Annotated in this window: 23 protein-coding genes and 1 pseudogene; 9 read left to right on the forward strand and 15 right to left on the reverse strand. The window is 54.8% G+C overall.

Going from position 1 to position 19,337, the window contains the following annotated elements; all coding sequences use genetic code 11:
- The first annotated feature begins 52 nt into the window (after positions 1-52).
- Positions 53-775, forward strand: a complete 723-nt coding sequence (locus tag V7676_RS12120; RefSeq protein WP_335659956.1) for a response regulator — start codon at positions 53-55, stop codon at positions 773-775.
- On the forward strand, positions 772-2,172 hold the full coding sequence (locus tag V7676_RS12125) for an ATP-binding protein (RefSeq protein ID WP_335659957.1): 1,401 nt from the start codon (positions 772-774) through the stop codon (positions 2,170-2,172). Before V7676_RS12120 ends, V7676_RS12125 begins: the two co-directional genes overlap by 4 nt.
- 10 nt (positions 2,173-2,182) lie before the next feature.
- Here the strand turns inward: V7676_RS12125 and V7676_RS12130 are convergent.
- The 13 genes and pseudogenes from V7676_RS12130 to flgB all read right to left on the reverse strand — a co-directional run.
- Positions 2,183-3,031: pseudogene (locus V7676_RS12130) on the reverse strand (flagellar motor protein MotB); the annotation flags it as partial.
- Between the two features lie 2 nt (positions 3,032-3,033).
- Positions 3,034-3,897 (reverse strand): flagellar motor stator protein MotA, encoded by an 864-nt coding sequence (motA, locus tag V7676_RS12135; RefSeq protein ID WP_335659958.1) that lies wholly within the window; start codon positions 3,895-3,897, stop codon positions 3,034-3,036.
- Between the two features lie 88 nt (positions 3,898-3,985).
- Positions 3,986-4,801: a flagellin gene (locus tag V7676_RS12140; protein WP_335659959.1), complete on the reverse strand. Its 816-nt coding sequence runs from the start codon at positions 4,799-4,801 to the stop codon at positions 3,986-3,988.
- Between the two features lie 18 nt (positions 4,802-4,819).
- Complete coding sequence (flgK, locus tag V7676_RS12145) at positions 4,820-6,151, reverse strand: flagellar hook-associated protein FlgK (RefSeq protein WP_335659960.1); 1,332 nt, start codon at positions 6,149-6,151, stop codon at positions 4,820-4,822.
- Entirely contained in the window at positions 6,148-6,423 is a 276-nt protein-coding gene (locus tag V7676_RS12150; RefSeq protein ID WP_335659961.1) for a rod-binding protein, read from the reverse strand. Before V7676_RS12150 ends, flgK begins: the two co-directional genes overlap by 4 nt.
- Complete coding sequence (locus tag V7676_RS12155) at positions 6,420-7,499, reverse strand: flagellar basal body P-ring protein FlgI (RefSeq protein WP_335660101.1); 1,080 nt, start codon at positions 7,497-7,499, stop codon at positions 6,420-6,422. The genes V7676_RS12150 and V7676_RS12155 overlap by 4 nt, the downstream gene beginning before the upstream one ends.
- Positions 7,500-7,557: 58 nt before the next feature.
- The gene (locus V7676_RS12160) at positions 7,558-8,184 is read right to left on the reverse strand and encodes a flagellar basal body L-ring protein FlgH (protein WP_442955444.1); all 627 of its coding nucleotides are present in this window, start codon (positions 8,182-8,184) and stop codon (positions 7,558-7,560) included.
- Positions 8,185-8,231: 47 nt separating this feature from the next.
- Positions 8,232-9,020 carry a flagellar basal-body rod protein FlgG gene (gene flgG / locus V7676_RS12165; RefSeq protein WP_335659963.1) on the reverse strand — a complete coding sequence of 263 codons (789 nt, stop codon included), beginning with the start codon at positions 9,018-9,020 and terminating at the stop codon, positions 8,232-8,234.
- Between the two features lie 13 nt (positions 9,021-9,033).
- Positions 9,034-9,780: a flagellar basal body rod protein FlgF gene (locus tag V7676_RS12170; RefSeq protein WP_335660102.1), complete on the reverse strand. Its 747-nt coding sequence runs from the start codon at positions 9,778-9,780 to the stop codon at positions 9,034-9,036.
- 22 nt (positions 9,781-9,802) lie between these two features.
- Positions 9,803-10,633 (reverse strand): flagellar hook-basal body complex protein, encoded by an 831-nt coding sequence (locus V7676_RS12175; RefSeq protein ID WP_335659964.1) that lies wholly within the window; start codon positions 10,631-10,633, stop codon positions 9,803-9,805.
- Positions 10,634-10,681: 48 nt separating this feature from the next.
- A complete protein-coding gene (locus tag V7676_RS12180; protein ID WP_335659965.1) occupies positions 10,682-11,317 on the reverse strand; it encodes a flagellar hook assembly protein FlgD in 636 nt (211 codons plus the stop codon).
- Positions 11,317-11,709 (reverse strand): flagellar basal body rod protein FlgC, encoded by a 393-nt coding sequence (gene flgC / locus V7676_RS12185; RefSeq protein ID WP_442955445.1) that lies wholly within the window; start codon positions 11,707-11,709, stop codon positions 11,317-11,319. Before flgC ends, V7676_RS12180 begins: the two co-directional genes overlap by 1 nt.
- A gap of 11 nt (positions 11,710-11,720) precedes the next feature.
- Positions 11,721-12,065 (reverse strand): flagellar basal body rod protein FlgB, encoded by a 345-nt coding sequence (flgB, locus tag V7676_RS12190; protein WP_335659967.1) that lies wholly within the window; start codon positions 12,063-12,065, stop codon positions 11,721-11,723.
- Positions 12,066-12,322: 257 nt separating this feature from the next.
- Between flgB and V7676_RS12195 the strand changes: the two genes are divergently transcribed.
- From V7676_RS12195 to V7676_RS12225, 7 genes are all read left to right on the forward strand, one after another.
- Positions 12,323-12,949 carry a MotA/TolQ/ExbB proton channel family protein gene (locus V7676_RS12195; protein WP_335659968.1) on the forward strand — a complete coding sequence of 209 codons (627 nt, stop codon included), beginning with the start codon at positions 12,323-12,325 and terminating at the stop codon, positions 12,947-12,949.
- Complete coding sequence (locus tag V7676_RS12200) at positions 12,889-13,482, forward strand: hypothetical protein (RefSeq protein WP_335659969.1); 594 nt, start codon at positions 12,889-12,891, stop codon at positions 13,480-13,482. The genes V7676_RS12195 and V7676_RS12200 overlap by 61 nt, the downstream gene beginning before the upstream one ends.
- 9 nt (positions 13,483-13,491) lie before the next feature.
- The gene (locus V7676_RS12205; protein WP_335659970.1) at positions 13,492-14,001 is read left to right on the forward strand and encodes a flagella basal body P-ring formation protein FlgA; all 510 of its coding nucleotides are present in this window, start codon (positions 13,492-13,494) and stop codon (positions 13,999-14,001) included.
- 97 nt (positions 14,002-14,098) lie between these two features.
- Positions 14,099-14,401 carry a flagellar biosynthesis anti-sigma factor FlgM gene (flgM, locus tag V7676_RS12210; RefSeq protein WP_335659971.1) on the forward strand — a complete coding sequence of 101 codons (303 nt, stop codon included), beginning with the start codon at positions 14,099-14,101 and terminating at the stop codon, positions 14,399-14,401.
- Positions 14,398-14,700, forward strand: coding sequence for a hypothetical protein (locus V7676_RS12215; protein ID WP_335659972.1), 303 nt, complete (start codon positions 14,398-14,400; stop codon positions 14,698-14,700). Before flgM ends, V7676_RS12215 begins: the two co-directional genes overlap by 4 nt.
- A 156-nt stretch (positions 14,701-14,856) precedes the next feature.
- Positions 14,857-17,016, forward strand: coding sequence for a flagellar biosynthesis protein FlhA (gene flhA, locus V7676_RS12220; RefSeq protein ID WP_335659973.1), 2,160 nt, complete (start codon positions 14,857-14,859; stop codon positions 17,014-17,016).
- Positions 17,013-17,741, forward strand: coding sequence for a sigma-70 family RNA polymerase sigma factor (locus V7676_RS12225; RefSeq protein WP_335659974.1), 729 nt, complete (start codon positions 17,013-17,015; stop codon positions 17,739-17,741). The genes flhA and V7676_RS12225 overlap by 4 nt, the downstream gene beginning before the upstream one ends.
- A 15-nt stretch (positions 17,742-17,756) precedes the next feature.
- Here the strand turns inward: V7676_RS12225 and V7676_RS12230 are convergent, their stop codons facing one another.
- Together V7676_RS12230 and V7676_RS12235 are read right to left on the reverse strand one after the other, a co-directional pair.
- The gene (locus V7676_RS12230) at positions 17,757-18,527 is read right to left on the reverse strand and encodes a hypothetical protein (protein WP_335659975.1); all 771 of its coding nucleotides are present in this window, start codon (positions 18,525-18,527) and stop codon (positions 17,757-17,759) included.
- A 79-nt stretch (positions 18,528-18,606) separates the two neighbouring features.
- On the reverse strand, positions 18,607-19,161 hold the full coding sequence (locus V7676_RS12235; protein ID WP_335659976.1) for a hypothetical protein: 555 nt from the start codon (positions 19,159-19,161) through the stop codon (positions 18,607-18,609).
- Positions 19,162-19,337: the final 176 nt, after the last annotated feature.

Below are 19,337 nucleotides of genomic sequence, written 5' to 3' on the forward strand. Positions count from 1 at the left end.
CGTTCGTTTTCGAAACGCTCTCTTTTGGGCAAAGCTGTGCTAGGTAAGCTGCATGTCAGGACAGACACATATACTTTTGGTTGATGATGAAGCCACCTTGCGCGAGCCACTGGCTGAGTATCTCGTAAAACAGGGCTTTCGGGTCCAGCAAGCCAGCGACGCCAGCCAAGCGCGTTCAGTGATGAACGCCTTTAATTTTGACATTATATTGCTCGATATCATGATGCCCGGCGAAGATGGCCTTAGCTTCTGCCGCCATGTGCGCGAGAAAACCGAAACGCCGGTAATTTTCATCAGCGCAAAGGGTGAGGAGCTGGATCGTATTGTCGGTCTGGAACTGGGCGCGGATGATTATGTCACCAAGCCGTTTAGCCCCAGAGAATTGGTCGCGAGAATCAAAGTCGTGTTGCGGCGCGCGCAAAATGGCAACGGCAATGGCATCCGTCCCGGAAGCGGTTCTATTTACCAGTTTTCTGGCTGGACGCTGAAAACCGACCAGCGCAGTTTGATTGATCAGGAAGGCGTAGCCGTTCCGCTTTCGAGCGGCGAATATCAGATGTTGCTGGCGCTGTTATCGCGTGCGGGTCAGGTGCTTAACCGTGACCAATTGCTCGATATTACCCAAGGCCGCGAAGCCCATGCTTTTGACCGCGCTGTCGACAATCAAATCAGCCGTTTACGCCGCAAAATAGAGGTTGATGCTAAAAATCCCGAAATTATCAAAACCGTTTGGGGCGGCGGCTATGTTTTGGCTGGAGCCGTCAAAACCTTATGAAGCGCTTTCTTCCTAACAGCTTAATCGGTCAGCTTCTGGCACTGGTCGCGTTTACTTTGCTCATTGCCCAAACGATCAACGTCGTATTGCTATATCGCGGTGCGCAAAACCAGAAAATAGCAGAAGCGGCTGTGTCGGCGGTGGGCCGGATTACCGGAGAAGTCGAACGGATAAATGATCGGGGCTTTCGAGAGCGTCGCTTCCCGCCGGATGGCAATCCGCGCATGCGCAAAAGCCGTCCCAATATTTCAGCCCAAAGCATGATTGAAACGGGGCAAGTGCGATTGCCGACGGTGGAAGGCCGTGCTGCTGTCGCCTTTGAAAATATGGGCGTTGATTTGCGGGCAGTGGAAGTCGCGCGCGTAGATTTTTTGCCAACCACAATGGTGAATAGTGTGATTGGTCTCGGTCGTGGACGCGAACGGGTGCACGCCGTTGGCTATCGTGACCTTTCGGATAAAGTTGATGGATATATCATCATGTCCGCGCAAATTTCTGACGGACAATGGTTGAGCATTGCATCCGCCATTCGGGACAGAAACCCCCTGTTTGTTAGAACGCTGATCTTCCAGACTTTGGTCATCTATCTGATATTGCTGATCCCGCTTATCTGGCTTGGACGCTATATTTCGCGGCCGTTAAAGGCGTTGACCAAAGGCGCGCGGAATTTCAGTCCGGGTAACAACGACCCGATAGAAGAAAGCGGCCCTCCCGATACCCGCCAATTAATCGCGGCCTTTAATGATATGAATAGCCGCGTCGGCGCAATGCTGGACCAAAAAGATGTGATGTTGGGCGCAATAGGACATGATCTGCGCACACCGCTGGCCGCGCTGCGCGTGCGGGTGGAAAGTGTCGAGGATGATATCGAGCGCGAACGGATGATCGCCGGAATAGATGATATGGACCGGACGCTGGATGATATATTGTCGCTGGCCCGGTTGGGACGATCCCAAGGAATGGCCGAACAGACCGATATCAGTGCGCTCATCGAAACGGTAGCTGACGAATATACCGACATGGGGGAGGAGGTTTCCTTCACCCGCAGTGGCCGGATTACAGCCAACATCCGCGCCACGCTAATCCGGCGGGCTTTGCGCAACTTGATCGGCAATGCCGTCAAATATGGAAAACAAGCGGCGGTTTCTGTGGATAAAGACGGTGATAAACTGTTCATTCATATCGACGATCAAGGCCCCGGTATTCCGGCCGACACCATAGCAGCCATGTTCGAACCCTTTGCGCGCGCCGAAATTTCGCGCAATCGTGAAACGGGCGGATCGGGGTTGGGACTGACACTGGCCCGCGCGATTGTCCGTGACCATGGCGGTGATGTGGTGCTGAAAAATCGTGCGGAAGGTGGACTGCGGGCTTCGATAATCCTCAACTTGGTGTAGCCGGAGTTTGCCATCCCAAGGTAATGGAAATCCTGCGGTTGCGGGGATCGTAAATATCATCCGGGGTATAGGGCTCACGGTCGGCCACACCTTCTATCCGAAAAAATGACAGCGGGCTGATGCCATTTTGTTGCAGGGTTTTGCGCGTCGCCTCTGCTCGTGCTGTGGAAAGCATCCAGTTATTCATCGTCCGTCCCGCCGAAAAGGGCAGGGCATCGGTATGTCCCCGCACCATGAGCGGGTTAGGGGCGGGTTGTATCGCCTGAGCTACTTCGCTCAGCAATAGCCGCGCCTTGGGCAGTAATTCGTCGGTTGCCAGCGCAAACATCGAAAAATCGGCTTCATCGATAAGCTCGATCCGCAAACCTTCCCGTGTTTCGGTAAAGCGGATATTTTTGTGGAGTTTTCTGAGCTCTTCATCTTGGTTAAGCCGTTCTTCTACCCGCCGTTTGATTGCTTCAAATTGTTTGCGGTCCGCCTGTTTCGACGCGATTGTTCCTGTTTCATTGGAACTGCTACTATCTCTCGGAATGGCTATTGACCGTTCTCCCGTTTGGGCGGCGCGGCTGCGATAGTCTTTGTCGGACGTGAGGGAATCTCCGCCGAAAAAACTATCTGCGCCGGCATTGCTATCCCGCATTTCTACCAAAGTCGGCGTGAAATATTCCGCCAGTGCCTTGCGCTCTTGTTCATCGGTTGAACTGAGCAGCCACATGAGCAGGAAAAATGCCATCATCGCGGTGACAAAATCCGCATAGGCAACTTTCCATGCGCCGCCATGATGAACCGCCGCCTTGCCCGCGACTATTTTCTTGACGATAATCGGTCTAGGGTTTGGATTATTTCTACCACGCGCCATATTTAGTTCCCGCGGATGCCGTCAAAAACATCGGCAAAGGCCGGTTGGTTGACCCGGATTAAACCGGACCGCGCGGCTTCGATCACTAAGGGCTGCGGGTGACCATGGAGGGAGGCAATGATAATCTGTTTGACGATATGATAGATGGCGCCGTCCGCCTCTATAACTTGTCGCGCGCGGCCGGCCATCGGGCCGACAAATCCATAAGCGAGCAGTACGCCCAGAAACGTGCCGACCAGCGCCGACCCTATCATAGCCCCCAATATTTCGGGCGGCTGATCTATCGCGCCCATGGTTTTGACCACACCCAATACCGCCGCGACAATGCCGAGCGCGGGCAGCGCATCGGCTAGGTTTTGAAGATTATCGGCGGGCGCAATCGCTTCGTCATGGTGGGTTTTGAGGCTGTTATCCATCACCTCCTCAACCGCATGCGGGTCGAGCGTACCGGATGAGACCACCACAAGCCTGAGCGTGTCGCAGATCAGCGATATCAGCGTGTCGTCTGCCAGCAGTTTCGGATATTCAGCGAAGATCAACGACGCCTGCGGGTCTTCAATATGAGGCTCTAGCACCAGCGGCCCATCGGTTCGCCATATTTTCATCAATTTGGACAGCAGAAAGATGCAATCCAGAAAGTCGGCCTTGTTATATTTTGGTCCCTTGAAAACCTTTGCCACGCTGCCGAGCAACGCCTTGATCCCCGAGATATTATTCCCGATGATGAGACCGCCAACGGCAGCGCCGCCGATAATGCCCATTTCCACGGGAAGAGCGTGCAATACAGCTATCAAGTCTCCGCCCGACAGTGTGAAGATGCCGAACACCATGATTAAGAGAATGACGATACCAATCGCTGCAAACATTGTTATTTCCCGTCCTGAATCCACGGCCGGAATAGTCGCTATGCAGCGGTCCGCCCCTCTTGGTAAAACGACCTGTCAGGCCCGAATTTTAGCGAAGTAGATCAAAAAACGATGTCTGCTCGATCCGGGCATAGGCCGCCTGTGCTGCCTCAAGACTGATGAGCAACTTTTGTGTTTCCGTGATTGCCTGTGTGAGGTCGGTTTCTTCCAGCGACGCGCGATATTCACTGACATCAATTTGACGGTCTTCCAGACGCGCGGCACCTTGTAGCAGCCTGTCAGTCTCTATTCCGTGATTGCCCAATATATTGGCCGCTATATTGCTTTGCAGTTGCAAGGGATCGAGCAGGGCGCTGCGTTGATTGGCATCGCCCGTCCGGATCATATTTACGATATCGGCAAGCAGCGGGGCCAGGCCGTTAAACCCGTCCCGTGACGGCGCTGTGATGACGGTGATATTATCATCAACCGGCATTTTCAATGGCAGCCCGACACGGAATAAGGGACGTCCAAATCCGTTATCCTGATCAAGAATGTCTGCAATTGTTCCGGCAATATTTTCAATTTCCTGGGCTATGGTTTCGCGGTCGACGAGCGCCAATGTGTCATTGCTCGCCTGCACGAGCAGTTCGGTCGTTCGCGCCAGTTGCGTGTTAATTTCAGCCATTGCGCCGTCGGCCTGTGCCGCGATGGCAAGGCCGCGATCAATATTGCGCAACCACGCGCCCATATCGGCCTGAACTTTCGCAATATTTGAAATTTGCGACCATGCGGCAGGATCTTCCGATGCCCTGTCTATCCGGCGGCGGGTGGCGATTTGCTGTTGGCGATCCGCGATATTTTGCGCGAGCTGGCTCTGCAACATGATTTCAGGGCGCGGGCGGGTACGGTTGACAGATTGCATCGGGTTTTCCCTTATCTTTTAAAATATGGCGAGGATGGCCTGCATGGTTTCGCGGGCGACCTGAATGACGCGGGCGGCGGCATTATAGGCTTCTTGAAAACGCAGCAGGTCGGCGGCTTCCTTGTCGAGATCTACGGAGGACAGATTGTCCCGTGCCTCCCGTGCGGCTTGGTACTGGGTGGTTGCTGCGGCTTTCTCACTCTGCGCGGAAGCGGTTATAATCGCTTGGGCGCCGATGATATTTGTCCATGCCTGTTCGACGCCGCTCGCGCCCCTGAGCGCCGAGAAATTCAGGATATTACCATTGGGAGCACCGGCTGGCGTGGCCAATGCAAGGTCGGCAGCATCATGCGTCAGCATGACCAGCGCTGCAGCACCGCCCGTTGCATCGAGCAGAGGCGGCCCGGCTGCAGCGCCATCGGTTTCCCCTGCCGCTTGCCAGCCGTTTATATCGGCCGCAAATTGGGTGGCGAGATTATCCAGTTCGCTTCGCCGGTCAATCACCGTAGCGGCGCTAGATACCAAGGCAGCAAGCGATCCGCGAGACGGGGCCGTCAGGTTGATGCTGTTCGCACTATATCCGATACTGTCATTAGCGCCGACATTGACCGATAGAGGATTGACCTGCCCGATATCGACCAAAACCTGACCATCAAAGCTGATATTGGCAACGCCCTTGTCTGCAAAGCTGATCTTAACATCCATACGCTCGCTGAGCACGGCAAGCGCGGTATCGCGCTGATCCAGCAAGACGGCCTGTTGGGGGGAGCCATCGGCCGCGATACGCAGGCCGAGATTGGTTTTTGCGAGATTGTTCAAAGCCTCGTTAAAGGCCGCGACCTCTTGTTCCGCCGCTCTGATAAGCTGGCCGGAAAGATTGTTCAGGTCATTGGCGGTCCGGTTGATGGCGGTGACAGCGGACTCCATATCGTTGAGAAACTGATTGCGTAATATATCGCTATAGGGTGCCCCCGCCAGTTCCTCGCCCATTGCAAATAAGGTGGTTAGCCGGGCACCCACACCATGTTCGGTGTCGGCAAGGGTGGTTTCCAAATTGGCCATCCAGCGCGCGCGGGTTTCTGCGCCGTAAAGAGAAGCACCGGTTAACCGGACATTCGCCTCCAGAAACGGATCAGTGGCCCGCGCCACGCCATCAACCTCGACACCGGAAAAATTCATCTGATAGGTGAAATAGGGGTTTACCGCACCTGTGGCGTTAAGCTCGCTAAGGCGCAGATCACGGCGTACATAATTGGGATTTTCAGCATTGCCGATATTCGTGGAAACCGTTGCCAGAGCGCGCTGATAGGATCGGATACCCGACAGGCCAATGGAATAAAGATCAGTCATAATTTATCCTTCCATGCTGCGACCAACAGGTCGGCAATACCCAGCCCTTCATGGACCGCCATTTCGTCGGCGATATGATCGTCCATCATATCGCGAAATTGCTGCGTGCCGCTGTTGCCCATCAGGTCTTCGCCCAGACTAGGCTTCCGCATGGCGGCGATCATATTACGCATAAAAATAGCCTCGAAAGCCTGAGCGGCCTGTTCCAGTTTTTGCTGGTTCGTTGAAATAGTGGGTGAAGGGCCAGCTTGGGCTGGAAGGGGGGATATCATTGGATCAATAACTCCGCTTTCATCGCTCCTGCCTGTTTCAGGGCTTCCAATATGGCGACCAGATCGCCCGGTGTTGCACCGATGGCGTTAATCGTTTCGACGATTTCCGCGAGCGAAGCGCCGCGCTTGATATGGAACATGGGGGATTCTCGCTCTTCGATCGTGATGGTGCTGGCGGGTTCCACAGCGGTTTCGCCGCGTCCGAACGGTGCAGGCTGGACCACCCTCGGGTCTTCCTCGATTTTAACCGTCAGCTTGCCGTGGCTCACCGCCGCCGGTGTGATGCGAACCATGTCGTTAATGACAACGGTGCCTGTGCGGGCATTGACGATGACCCGCGCGGCAGCTTTTGCAGGCGTGACTTCGATATTCTCGATCAACCCCATTTGCATGATGCGGCTGGATGCGCCCGTATCGCTGCGAATTTGAATGGATATAGCATCAATGGCTTCGGCAATTCCGGTTCCGGTCTTGCTGTTAATGGCATCAGCCACTCGTAAGGCGGTCGTGAGATCGGGCTCTGCAAGATTAAATATAAGATGGGGCGTTCCAGCAAAGCCGGTCTCTACACTGCGTTCCACCGTCGCGCCGCCCGGGATGCGTCCGGCGCTGGGAATATTGACCAAGGTTTGCGAACCATCTGCTGCATCAGCGCCCAGACCGCCGACGGCCATATTGCCCTGTGCCATGGCATAAATCTGGCCATCCGCGCCGCGTAATGGCATCATTACCAGGGTTCCGCCGCGCAGGGATTTTGCTTTGCCTAGGGCGGATACCGTAATATCGAGCCGTTGCCCCGGTTTGGCAAAGGGCGGTAGTTCTGCGGTGACGATAACGGCTGCCGCATTTTTGAGAGACGGATTGACGCCCGGCGGCAAGGTCAGGCCAAATCGTGAAACCGTTCCCTTAATCCCTTGCGTGGCATAGGCCAGATTATCATCGCCGGTCCCTGCCAAACCAACAACTACGCCATAGCCTGTAAGCTGGTTGGTTCGCAGTCCTTGAAACGTTCCGATATCCTTGATGCGTGTGGCCTCAACCGGCGCAGGCCATAGCAATGCCGCGCCCATGCCCATCACAAAGAGGGTTTTGAGGACCGAAGATATTATGCTGGTTTTCATCGTCATCAGTCGCTCAGAACGGCGAGATGGTGGAGAAAAATTTCTGCAACCATCCCTGTTTGCTGGCCTGCGCGATTTCACCTGTTCCGGAATAGCTGATCTTTGCGTCGGCTACCCGCGACGATAAGATGCGGTTATCACTGCTGATATCCGCCGCTCTGATGATGCCGGTCATCTGGATATATTCCTCCCCGCGGTTCAGTTTGAGCAATTTCTCGCCTTTCACTTTCATGGTGCCATTGGGATAGACTTCCGCAATCGTGACACTGATTTCACCGAACAGACTGTTGGTTTGTGCTGCTTGTCCTGATCCAGAGAACGACTGATTGCCGCCCATATTTATGTCGCTGTTATCAAAAAACGACAGCGGGCCGGATGTCGGCGGGTTCAGGCCAAAATTTCCGCTTTTACTGGTCGAGGCACTATTGCGTTTGGTCGCGGCGGTTTGCTCGACGAGCTGGATCGTGATGAGATCACCCACCATCGACGCACGTGCGCCGCTGGTAAGTGCCGCATAGCCGTTTGCCGCCTGATATATTGCGCCATTGCTGTGTTGTAGGACGGCCATTTCTGGTGCCAGAACAGGCTCAAATCCTGGACGAGGTCCATCATCATGGCCCCCGCCGAGACAGCCGGACAAGGCGCAGCCATAGAGCAAAACGGGAACAAATTTCACCACCCGTCCGGTCACAATTGCTGGTTCACAAATTGCAGCATCTCGTCCGTGGCAGAGATCATTTTGCTATTCACCTCATAGGCGCGCTGGGTCTCGATCATGTCGACCAGTTCCTCGACAATATTGACGTTGGATTGTTCCAGTGCCTCAGCCCGCAAGCTGCCGCGCCCGTCTTGACCTGCCGCGCCCACTTGGGGGGCTCCGCTGGCTCCGCTTTCGACCAGCAAATTGTCGCCCAGCGGTTTAAGACCGGCCGGATTGACGAAAGATGCTGTTTCTATCTGTCCCAAAATCGCGATTTCGGTTTCACCGGGTAGGGCCGCGGAAACAGTACCATCGCTGCCAATTGTTATGCCGCTTGCGCCTTCGGGTATCTGGATTTCGGGGATCAGGGGCAGGCCGCCAGCGGTGACAATATTGCCTTCCGACGTCCGGCTGAAATTCCCTGCTCTGGTATAGCCGATCTGGCCATCGGGCATTTCCACCTGAAAATAGCCCGCCCCTTCAATGGCTATGTCCAGCGCGTTGCCAGTGGTTTGAAGCGGGCCCTGCGTCTCGATCTGTGCGGTGCCCTGTAAGGCAACGCCGGTGCCGAGGGACAAGCCAATGGCATATTGATTCTGTGCATCGGAAGGCGCACCCGGAGTAATATTATGTTGATAGACCAATGTTTCAAAACTGGCGCGTTGGCGTTTAAATCCGGTGGTGTTCACATTGGCCAGATTATTGGCAATGACACGCATTTTTGTATTTTGTGCATCCAGTCCGGTGCGTGCGACTTGCAGGGCTCCATTACTCATTATCTATTCCTTTCTAACTATTGGGTAATTGCATCAGGCTGGCCCCGCTGCTGTCGAGATCCTTGGCCGTGGTCAGCAATTTGACCTGTGTTTCCCACGCGCGGCTGGCCTCGATCATATCGACCAGCGATGCGGTCATATTGACGTTGGACCCTTCCAGAGATCCGGTGGTCAGCCGTGCATCGGCATCGGCTGGCAAAGCGCCGCCAGCGCGCACCCGAAACAGATTGTCATTGCCTTTGACCACATCGCTGCCAGTGAAAGACACAAGGGCTAGCCGGTCAATTTGCTGTATCTCATCGGCGGCTGCGCCTCGTGGGATGATCCAGACGCCGCCGTCTTTCGCAATGCTAATCTGGTCAGCAGGAGGGATGATAAGTGGCCCGCCTTCGCCCAGAACGGGATCGCCCGCACCGGTTGTGACCAAGCCGCTGTCGCTCAGTTGCAGATCGCCGCGTCTAGTATAGGCGGGTTCTCCGTCTGGTCCTTGGACGGTCAGCATCGCATCGCCATTGAGCGCAATGTCTAACGACCGTCCGGTTGCAATAACTGACGCAGCGGTCATATCGGCGGACATTACTCGCTCGACGGCAAGGGCGCGGCTGTCGAGTTGTTCGCTGTCCAGATGTTTTGCCTTGGCGTTGACAATTTCCGCTCGAAAGCCGGTGGTTGCAGCATTGGCCATATTATTCGCAATGGCGGTCTGCCGCGCCATGATGCCCTGCATGGCCGACAGGCTGCTATGGATCATTTTATCCATCATTCAGGCCTTTCTAATGGGATCAGACCTGCAGGTTGATGATCGTTTGGGTCAGCGTATTGGCCGTTTCAATCGCCTGCGCATTGGCCTGAAAATTACGCTGCGCCCCGATCAAAGAGACCAGTTCTTCGGTAAGGTCGACATTAGACCGCTCCACCATGCCCGACCGGACTTGACCGAGCGAGCCAGTGGCGGCAGCGTTAATCTGCGGATTGCCGCTATCGCCGGTCGCTTGCCAATGGGCATCACCAATGGGGCGCAGGCCCTCTACATTGGTGAAGGACGACATCGCAATCGATCCAACATTTTGCGTGTTGCCGTTAGCAAAAGTTGCGGTGACAAGACCAAAATTGTTGATGGATACATTGGCCAACACGGCGGTGGGGTCTAACGGATCAAATTCGGGTAGTGTGAAATCGATCATGTCGGCAATGGCGGTGGAGGTTACCATGCCGGCGGCATCGACCGGAAGCAGCTGCACTTTGCTGCCCAGCGTATCGATCACTTCGCGGTTGACGTTGATGTTAAATGCACCGTTGCGGGTGAAGCTAAGTTCTTCGCGCGGCGGTTGTCCGCGAACCACGAAAAATCCGTCGCCCGCTATGGCAAGGTCCAATGTCTTGCCGGTCTGTTCCAGCGTGCCGCCCAGAAATTGCTGGGTGATGCCATTTAACCGGACGCCTTGCCCAGCGATTGTTTTGGTCGATTGGGTCGGTGAAGCGGCAAACAGGTCGCCGAATATCGCACGGCTGCGCTTGAAGCCGATGGACCCCGCATTGGCGATATTGTTGGAAATGGTTGAAAGTTCGGTTTGCGCGCCTTTAAGGCCCGACAGGGATGTATAGAAAGACAATGAAATTCTCCTTGAGTTGAAGGGATTGAGGGCATTGCGGATTATTATTTAGCTGAGACGAAGGGCATCAGAGACTGCGAACGCGCCGCGCTCGGTCAAAAGACGGGCGTTGACGGGATCTGTGGGGGATTGCACGGCGTCCACTCTGGTCCAGGATGACAGGCCCGAAACGACACCGCCATTGACCCTGATTCTGAGCATGCCCAAATCAAGCGGTTTGCCGTCGCCGTCGAAGGCATCCCAGTCATACGCGATGGTTCCCGCTTCCTGCGGGCCCAGTTCAATAGCTTGCACAATCTCGCCGCTATCGTTGAGAAAATCGATTGAAAGTCCAGTCGAGGGAGCATCAAGAGTAAACTCTCCGGCATATTGGCCCGCGGCATTTGGCACTGCTCTGTCGCCGGGTAACAAGACATTGCGCCCCAGCCAGCTGGACACATCGCCGATCTGATTGGAATCAGCCAATTCCTTAAGCGATACGTTCATTTCCGCGATACCGGCAACCGTCGAAAATTGTGCCATTTGCGCGACCATATCGTTGCTATCCAATGGCTTGAACGGGTCCTGCATTTTAAGCTGCGCGGTCATCAGGCGCAGAAACGCGGTTTGATCGAGATTATTACTCGCCGCATTCGCCGCCGTAGTCGTTGCAGTGGCTGATAGTGTGTCAGTTATCATGGTCATTATTTACCCATCCTCACGGTTTCAAGAATTAGTGATTTCGCGGTTTGAAGGACCTGCACGACATTTTGATATTGGCGGGCAGTTTCGATCATTTCGATCATCTCGGTCGGTTCATCGACACCGGCTTCCCAGACATAGCCATCGTCATCGGCCATGGGATTGGTCGGATCATGCCGTTTTTTCGGCTGGGTATCGGATTGGACGATCCGCTCGACATCGACGGTGGCCATATCTGGACTGTCCGAATACGTCCGAAACACCGGCTTGAGCGCGCGAAAAGCTTCGGTTTCGCTGCTTGCCACCGATCTGGCATTCGCCAGATTAGATGCCGTGGTATTGAGCCGCGTCAGCTGGGCCGCCATGGCCCGTCCGGCAACATCGAAAATATTCATGGAATCCGCCATTATTCGCCCCTGATCGCGCGGCGCATGGTGCCAATATGGTCATCGAGAAAAGATAATGTCGTGCGATATTGCACCGCATTTTCCGCGAATAATGTCTGTTCGGTGGAAAGCTCTACCGTATTGCCATCCATCGCGGGTTGGAGCGGGACGCGAAAGCCGATGTGCTGCCGGGCGCTGTCACTTGGTGATCCTCCGTCCGCTATGGCAGCAATGGCCTTATCAAAATCGAGATCGCGCGCCTTGTAATGGGGCGTCGCGGCATTGGCGATATTGGATGCCAGCATATTCATCCGCTGTGCACGCAGCGCCAACGCATCACCATATATGCCGAAAATCTTGTCCATAGCCCGAACCGATGCTCCGTTTTTGCAAGGTTAAAAATGCTTCTGTGCCAACCGTTTTGAAGGACAGAGAGTCTGTTCCCTGTATCTCTCTTCGATACTCAGCAAAGGGTGTGCCAAAATCAAAATGTCCTGTAATTCAGCCAAATTTCCACCAATAGTGATGCCGAGCGTCAAAATAGCGCGCCAATTTTATGGCATCGCGCGCCATATTTTTGGCGCTACAGCGATCCAGAAATTCGCAGCACAATGTGCGGCAGATGGTTGAGCTTTTTGATCCGCTGGTTCTCGCGATGGTTTGGCTGTCTGCTATCGCTGTCGTCGGTTTACAGGAAGGCTATGCCGGTTTGCTGCGCAGCTTTTCGGCATGGAAAATTTTGCTCCGCGCTGATCCCGTGCGCGACGCCCAATTGGCGCGGCAGGCGCTCAGCCGCGTGGAATCCATGTTGGATGTAAAAGGGCTGCAATGCATTGATCAGGTCCAGTGCGATAGCGGCTATGTGTCACGCGCCGCGGCTTATCTGGCCTGCGAAAGGGATATAGGAAAATTTTCCAGGTGGGCGAGTGCCGATCTCGATGACCGGGAGATGCGCCATAACAGCGCCATTCGTTTCTGGATGGCCGTCGCTGATATTGCGCCAGCCATTGGCATGGTCGGCACGATTATCGGGCTGATCCGGCTATTTTCCGATCTTGATGATCCGCAAAATATGGGCGGGGCGATGGCGTTGGCGCTGCTCACAACGCTCTATGGATTGATATTGTCCAATCTTGTCGCCGCGCCGATAGCCGCCCGTTTATTGCGGCTTTCGTCAGAAGAGCTGAAGTGGCAGAGAATTTTGACGGACAAGCTATTGGCGCTGGCGCGGCGGGGCGAAAAGCCATGATGCAGGTGCTACGCACCAATCGCTGGGCATTGGCTTTAGCGGACCTCAGCCTGTTGATGCTGGGCTTTGTGATATTGTCCTTCGCCCATCCGGAGCCGCCAGAGGACAGACAATCGGCGAACAATCAGGAGGCTATACCGCCAACGGAGCAAGACGCTAGAAATTATGACTGGCCCGTCTCCGCGTTATTCGAACCGCGAGAGGCCATGTTGACACCTGCTGGACAGGAACAGGCCAAGCTGGTCGCGGCGGCATCAGCGAAGCGTGCGGGGCGGATAAATCTGTCGATCAGAGGCAAAGCGAACGGATCGGCGCGTCTTGACCATTGGGAATTATCCGCTGCGCGCATGGCCGCCTTTGCGCGTGCCTTAACCCACAGGGGCGTGGAGGAAGCGGCGATAATATTTGGCCGCCAATATGATGCGGAGGATGAAGGCGCACAGCGTCTGATCGTTGCGATTACCGATCATTCCCGTTCCGTTGTTTCGGCCAATGGCACAAGACTTGCTGCGAAAAGACAGGACATAAATTGAGGAGTGAATATGAAAATCTGGAAATATATATATGCCTCTGGTGCGGCGTTTTGCTGGTTGGCCGCTTGCCCCGCGCAGGCGCAGAGCGTGGAATCGCTACCGGCGCTTGAAGAACAATTGGCGCAATTTCTGGGAAAATCGCAAGGCGAGGTTGGCGGCGCGCGGCAGGCGATTGATGGGCGGCTGCGGTTAAAAAAATGCCCCCAATTGCCTGAGATCGAAAAGCGGGATGAGGGGATGGCCGTCATTCGCTGCGAGCCTTTGAACTGGCGGATTTCCATTGCGTTGGTGAAACAGGCTGCTAGCGGCTCTAGCTCTGCAAAATCACAGGTTGTGATAAAGCGCGGGCAGCCCGTTTTACTGATTGTGCGGAAAGACGGTTTCCTGGTCTCTCGGCAAATGGAGGCGGATCGCAACGGCGGTCTGGGCGATATCATCCCCGTTCGTGCAAACCGAAAGTCGCCGCCGATCATGGCCGAGATTATCGGAGAGGGGCGGGTATCCCTACCATCCACATAAATTTCGTTAACTTCGCTAAATCCAGTGACCCGATATCCGTATTCTAAGCCATATTCCAAACCCTATTTTGCGGCGAACATGCCGAACAAAGGAAGTCATGATGATAGACAAGATAAACGCGGCCCATGGCCGGTCAATCGATAGCGGATATATTGATAATATTGGGGCGTTACGCAAAACAAGTCAGCCGGACCTGTCACGCGGCGCCCCACAATTCAAAACTATGGATGGCCCCGTGGCCGGTGCCATTGCCGATATGATGCAACAGCCCATGCCGGTTGATAGGGACCATGTCACTGCGATCCGCCGGGCTATCGCCGAGGGTGAATATCCCATCAATTCGGCACTGATCGCGGAAAAAATGATCGATTTTGACCGGTCAGGCAGCCAACATCCGTGACTTCCGATTTGGTTAGCCGTTTGGAACAAGGCATAGAGGATTTGGTTAGCGCCTTGGACGGACATGATCCCGACCGTATTGTCGTGGCTGCGTCGGCCCTTCAACCGATCATTGCCGAGATGACCAAGGCGGGTGTCTGGCATGAGAGTACTGCACTTCGGAACCAGTTGCTTGTTATTGCCAAACGCATTGAGGGCGCGCGGTTCCGGGTCAATAAATTGACGGATTTAAACCAGCTACGCGCCATTAATTTGTCGCATGCCTTGGGTTCGACTAAATCTACTATCTATAAAAAATAGAGAATATCTAGCGGTTTTTCGGAGAATTTCGGGCAGTCCCAAATTATTTTAGACTGGTTGGCACGGGCTTTGCTCATCCTATCCTGAAACTCATTCGGGATTTTTTATGCCGCAAAGCCAATTCATTCATCGTCATCGGGAAATAGCCGCGTGCTAATGTTTCTGTCCTCCCGCCGCGCGCAATGGGGTGATACCGCCAAGGCCGGTATATTGCCTATGGCGACCCTGCTGCTGGTGATATTCATGATATTGCCGGTGCCGGTAACATTGCTGGATATCGGGTTTATTGCGAATATCACTATTGCGCTGGCTGTTTTAATGGTTGCGCTCAATGCCGAAAAGCCTCTCGATTTTTCCAGCTTCCCAACGGTGCTATTATTCGCGACGCTTTTGCGTCTGGCCCTCAACGTGGCTTCGACCCGCGTAGTGTTGGTCGAGGGGCATAACGGGTCCCATGCTGCTGGCCAAGTGATCGAGGCATTCGGGAATTTCCTGATTGGCGGCGATTATGTTGTTGGCATATTTGTGTTCGCCATTCTGATGATTATCAATCTGGTGGTCATTACAAAAGGCGCGGGGCGCGTATCGGAAGTGACGGCGCGTTTTACGCTCGATGCGATGCCCGGCAAGCAAATGGCGATTGATGCGGATTTAAACGCCGGATTATTATCGCCCGAAGAGGCCAAAGAGCGCCGCCGGGAAGTCGCGACCGAAGCGGATTTTTACGGGTCAATGGACGGGGCCTCCAAATTTGTGAAGGGCGACGCGGTCGCGGGCGTGCTCATATTGGTCATCAATATTATTGGCGGCATCATATTGGGCATTGTCAGCCATGACATGGCGGTTGGTGACGCGGCGCAAACTTATATATTGCTCGCCGTTGGCGATGCGCTGGTGGCACAGGTTCCCGCCTTGCTGCTGTCGATCGCCGCCGCTGCCATCGTCACCCGCGTGGCATCGCCCTTGGACCTACCCGGACAGATTGGCAGCCAATTTGGCAATCCCAAAGCATGGATACCGGTCACTGCGATTCTGACTGTCATGGGATTATTGCCGGGCATGCCGCATATCATCATCTTGCCAATCGCGGCGCTGGCGGGATTTTTCTCGTGGCGTATGTTGCGCCGCGCGGCTCAAGAAAATGCCCCCGCGCCGCCATCACAAACGCCGGAACAGAAAAACTATATTGCGTGGAATGACGTGACCGACGGCGCGGTGCTGAGCATAGAAATTGGCTATGCGCTGGTGCCGCTTGTCGATGACCGCAAGGGCGCGCCGCTGATGCAGCGGCTGACGGGGATCAGACGGCAATTGTCGCGCGAGCTGGGTTTTGTCATTCCGCTCGTCCGGCTGAAAGATAATATGGCGCTGGCCCCCAATGCCTATCAGATCAGAATTAGCGGCGTGACGCTGGGCGAGGATCAGGCTTGGCCGGATGATTTGCTGGCGCTGGATAGCGGGGATATTGACGGGGATGTCGATGGGCTGGGCTGTAAAGACCCGACCTTTGGTCTGGATGCCCTTTGGATTTCACCGGCCAAGCGCAGCGAGGCAGTGGTGGCTGGCTATACGGTGGTCGATGCCTCCACGGTCATCGCAACGCATTTCAATCATCTGGTCCGGTTACAGGCCGCGCAATTATTCGGCATGGATGAGGCGCAGGGCTTGCTCGATAATCTCAAAGAAACCGCTCCGCATCTGGTCGACGGATTGACGCCAAAGCCGCTCGGCCTGTTCCAGATCACAACCGTTTGCCGCGCGCTGCTGAATGAGGGCGTGCCGCTGAAAGACTTCCGCCGGTTAAGCGAAGCGATGGTGCAGGCGGCGGCCGAGGATGCGGCGCGTGATACGCCTTCGCTCGATAATATTGTGGACGGCGTGCGCAAGCGGATCGGGTCGCTCATCATCCAGTCGCTCGTACCGATTAACATGCCGCTGCCGGTGATTACGCTGGATGCGGAGCTGGAAAGCCTGCTCGCGCAGGCGATTGAAAGCAGCGGCGGCGCATCGCATCCGGTTGAGCCGGGGCTGGCCCAGAAAATTGTCACTGCGGTGGAGGAAGCCGCGCGCCCGATCATGGCGCAGGCGCGGCGCTTTGCGATTGTCACCTCCCCCACGGCGCGCCGGACGTTGCTGAAATTACTGAAGCCCCGCTTCCCCGAAGCGCCGGTGCTGTCGTTTGAGGAATTGCCCGATGACAAGGCGGTTGAAGTTGTTGCGGTGGTTGGCGGCCGGTCTGCGAAACGCCCCGCTCCCGATCAGATTCCACAACCCGTCACCCCCGAAACCGCGAACCATAAAAAGGACCTTGCATGACCTATCATGACCCCAATCTTGCCGAGCTGACCTATTGCGCCAGCCCGGCGGCGGTGAATCAGGAGCATCTGGTGGAGAGCCACCTGCCGCTGGTCCGCAAGCTGGCGTGGCACGTCCATGCGCGGCTTTCGAGCGCGATCGAGGTGGAGGATCTGCTGCAAATCGGCATGGTCGCGCTGGTCGAGGCCGCGCAAAGCTATCAGGATCGCGGACTGGGCTTTACCAACTATGCCAAGCTGCGCGTGCGCGGCGCGATGATTGATGAGCTGCGCAAAGCCAGTTCGGTCAGCCGCTCGGCAATGGGCTTTCAAAAGCGGTTGCGCGCGGCGAAAAAAACGCTGTCGCAACAGCTCGGCACTGCGCCCGATGAAACCGCACTGGCCGCCGCGATGGACATGGACCTGCACAGCTTTCGCGCCGCGATGGACCAAGCCCAAGCGGTCGACCTGCAATCCATCGACGAGGCTTATTCCGACCAGAATATCTGGTTTGCCGACCAAAGCGAACAGGCCGATACCGCCGTGGAGCGCCGTCAGATGCTCGAACAGCTCACCGGCGCAATAGACAGCCTGCCCGCGCGGGAGGCGATGATATTGCAGCTTTATTTTATCGAGGAAATGAATCTGGACGAGATCGGCCAGACGCTCGACATCGGGGCGTCGCGGGTGTGTCAGATTAAAAAGGCCGCGCTCGCCAAATTGCACAAACAGCTCGCCCCGCTATAGCTCCGCTGCGCCCGCTCATTGGCGCTCTGGCGGAGCGCCTTCGGGATGCTCGGCCAGAAATTCCGCCTTGGCCTGTGCAAGCTCTTCGTCGTCCTTCCATTGAAACTTTGCGGGCAGCATCACCCGTCCACCCGCGACAAAGCGCTGCACCGCATCGATAATTTCGTCGGTTATGCCCTGATTTGTGCGAATATTAAAGCTGCGTGAGCCGCCCTGGACTATCCGCACGTGAAGCTTTTGGAGCTTGTCGTCCAGTGTATCCGGCGGCTCACCCGGTCCCGGATCGTCCAGCGGTCTGGCAAGCGACCCTAATTTTGCGACCCGCCCCGCCTCTTCCGCGGCCACTTGGTCGGCCACCATTTTTGCAGCAAAACGCCCCGCTTCATCGCGGCCCGCGCCATTATCATCGCGGTTGATGAGCAGCCGCAGCATGTCATTGGCGTATTTTTTGCGTTTGCCGACAATTTTGCCATGATACCAGACATCCTCCTCCTCCCCCTCTACCGCGCGCTTCCACGCGACTTCGCCCAGCGTGACCTGTGACCGGCGCAGCGCGAGTTCCCAGCGTTCGCAAAAGCCGTCATCGCGGCGGCGATAGCGATAGGCGCTGGTCGAGCTGATCCCCACCACGCGGCACGCATCGCGCACACAGCCCGTGCGGGTCAGCGCGTCAATAAACGCGTTCTTGCGCTCCGCCGTCCAGCCATCATAGCGGACGCGATAGGGATGGAGGCTGTTGCCGCCCGAAACGGGGGCAGGGAGGTTGGGGGTGTGATTGTCTGACATGAGAATTGCCCTTTGTTGTTAAATCTCTGGTCCCCGATTCGGACAGAATTATCAAAGGGTAGGGGGTGTAGGAAAGAGCTTACTTTTTCCTCTCGATATTTATCATTCCTGCTGTATTTAATCCTTGTTGCCAAGAACGTTTGGTCCAGTAGGGGCCATCTAGCTTATTCGGTACATCCGTATTGAATGTCAAAATAGCGGCGCCAGCATGATCACTTTCATCTGTTTTTAGCGGCAAGGGTGTCGTTTGATTGTAAACATATACTAGTTGAAAATTATCTGTCTGATGATTTTTATTCAAATTAATCGATATGGGATGTGAGGAGGAGCCTGTTCGTTTCAAATTACTTTCAAACGTAATTTTAAAAAGGCTCTGCTTTATTTTCATCTCAACTTCATCAATTTGAAGTTGAGTTTCCTCAATTTCATCCAGTTTCATTTTTTCTTTTGACTCGGCAAATTCATTCAAAACTTTAATTCTCGGCCAGTTGGAGCTAGTTGTTCCCACCCAATTACCGTTTAAATCAGGCACAACTACCTTGTTTAAAATTGGTACAATTTTCCAAATAAATCGCCATGGCGCCCATGGCGCCGATGATCCCCCGATAGCTAAAAGTAAGACAAACAGCAGCAATGAGCATCCTGAAATAACCCTGAATCCCTGTAGAGCATTGTCGGGCACTCCCAAAAAATATAAGTATGTTAAGAAAATTAACATAAATGGCCATACAACTATATTGATGAGCATCTTTAGAGGTAAGTAAAAATACATAAGAATCTTTCAGTGGTGCTTGAAAATTTTTATTTTTT

Origin of the sequence: Parasphingorhabdus sp. (genome assembly GCF_036963805.1) — a bacterium.
Lineage (GTDB): Bacteria > Pseudomonadota > Alphaproteobacteria > Sphingomonadales > Sphingomonadaceae > Parasphingorhabdus.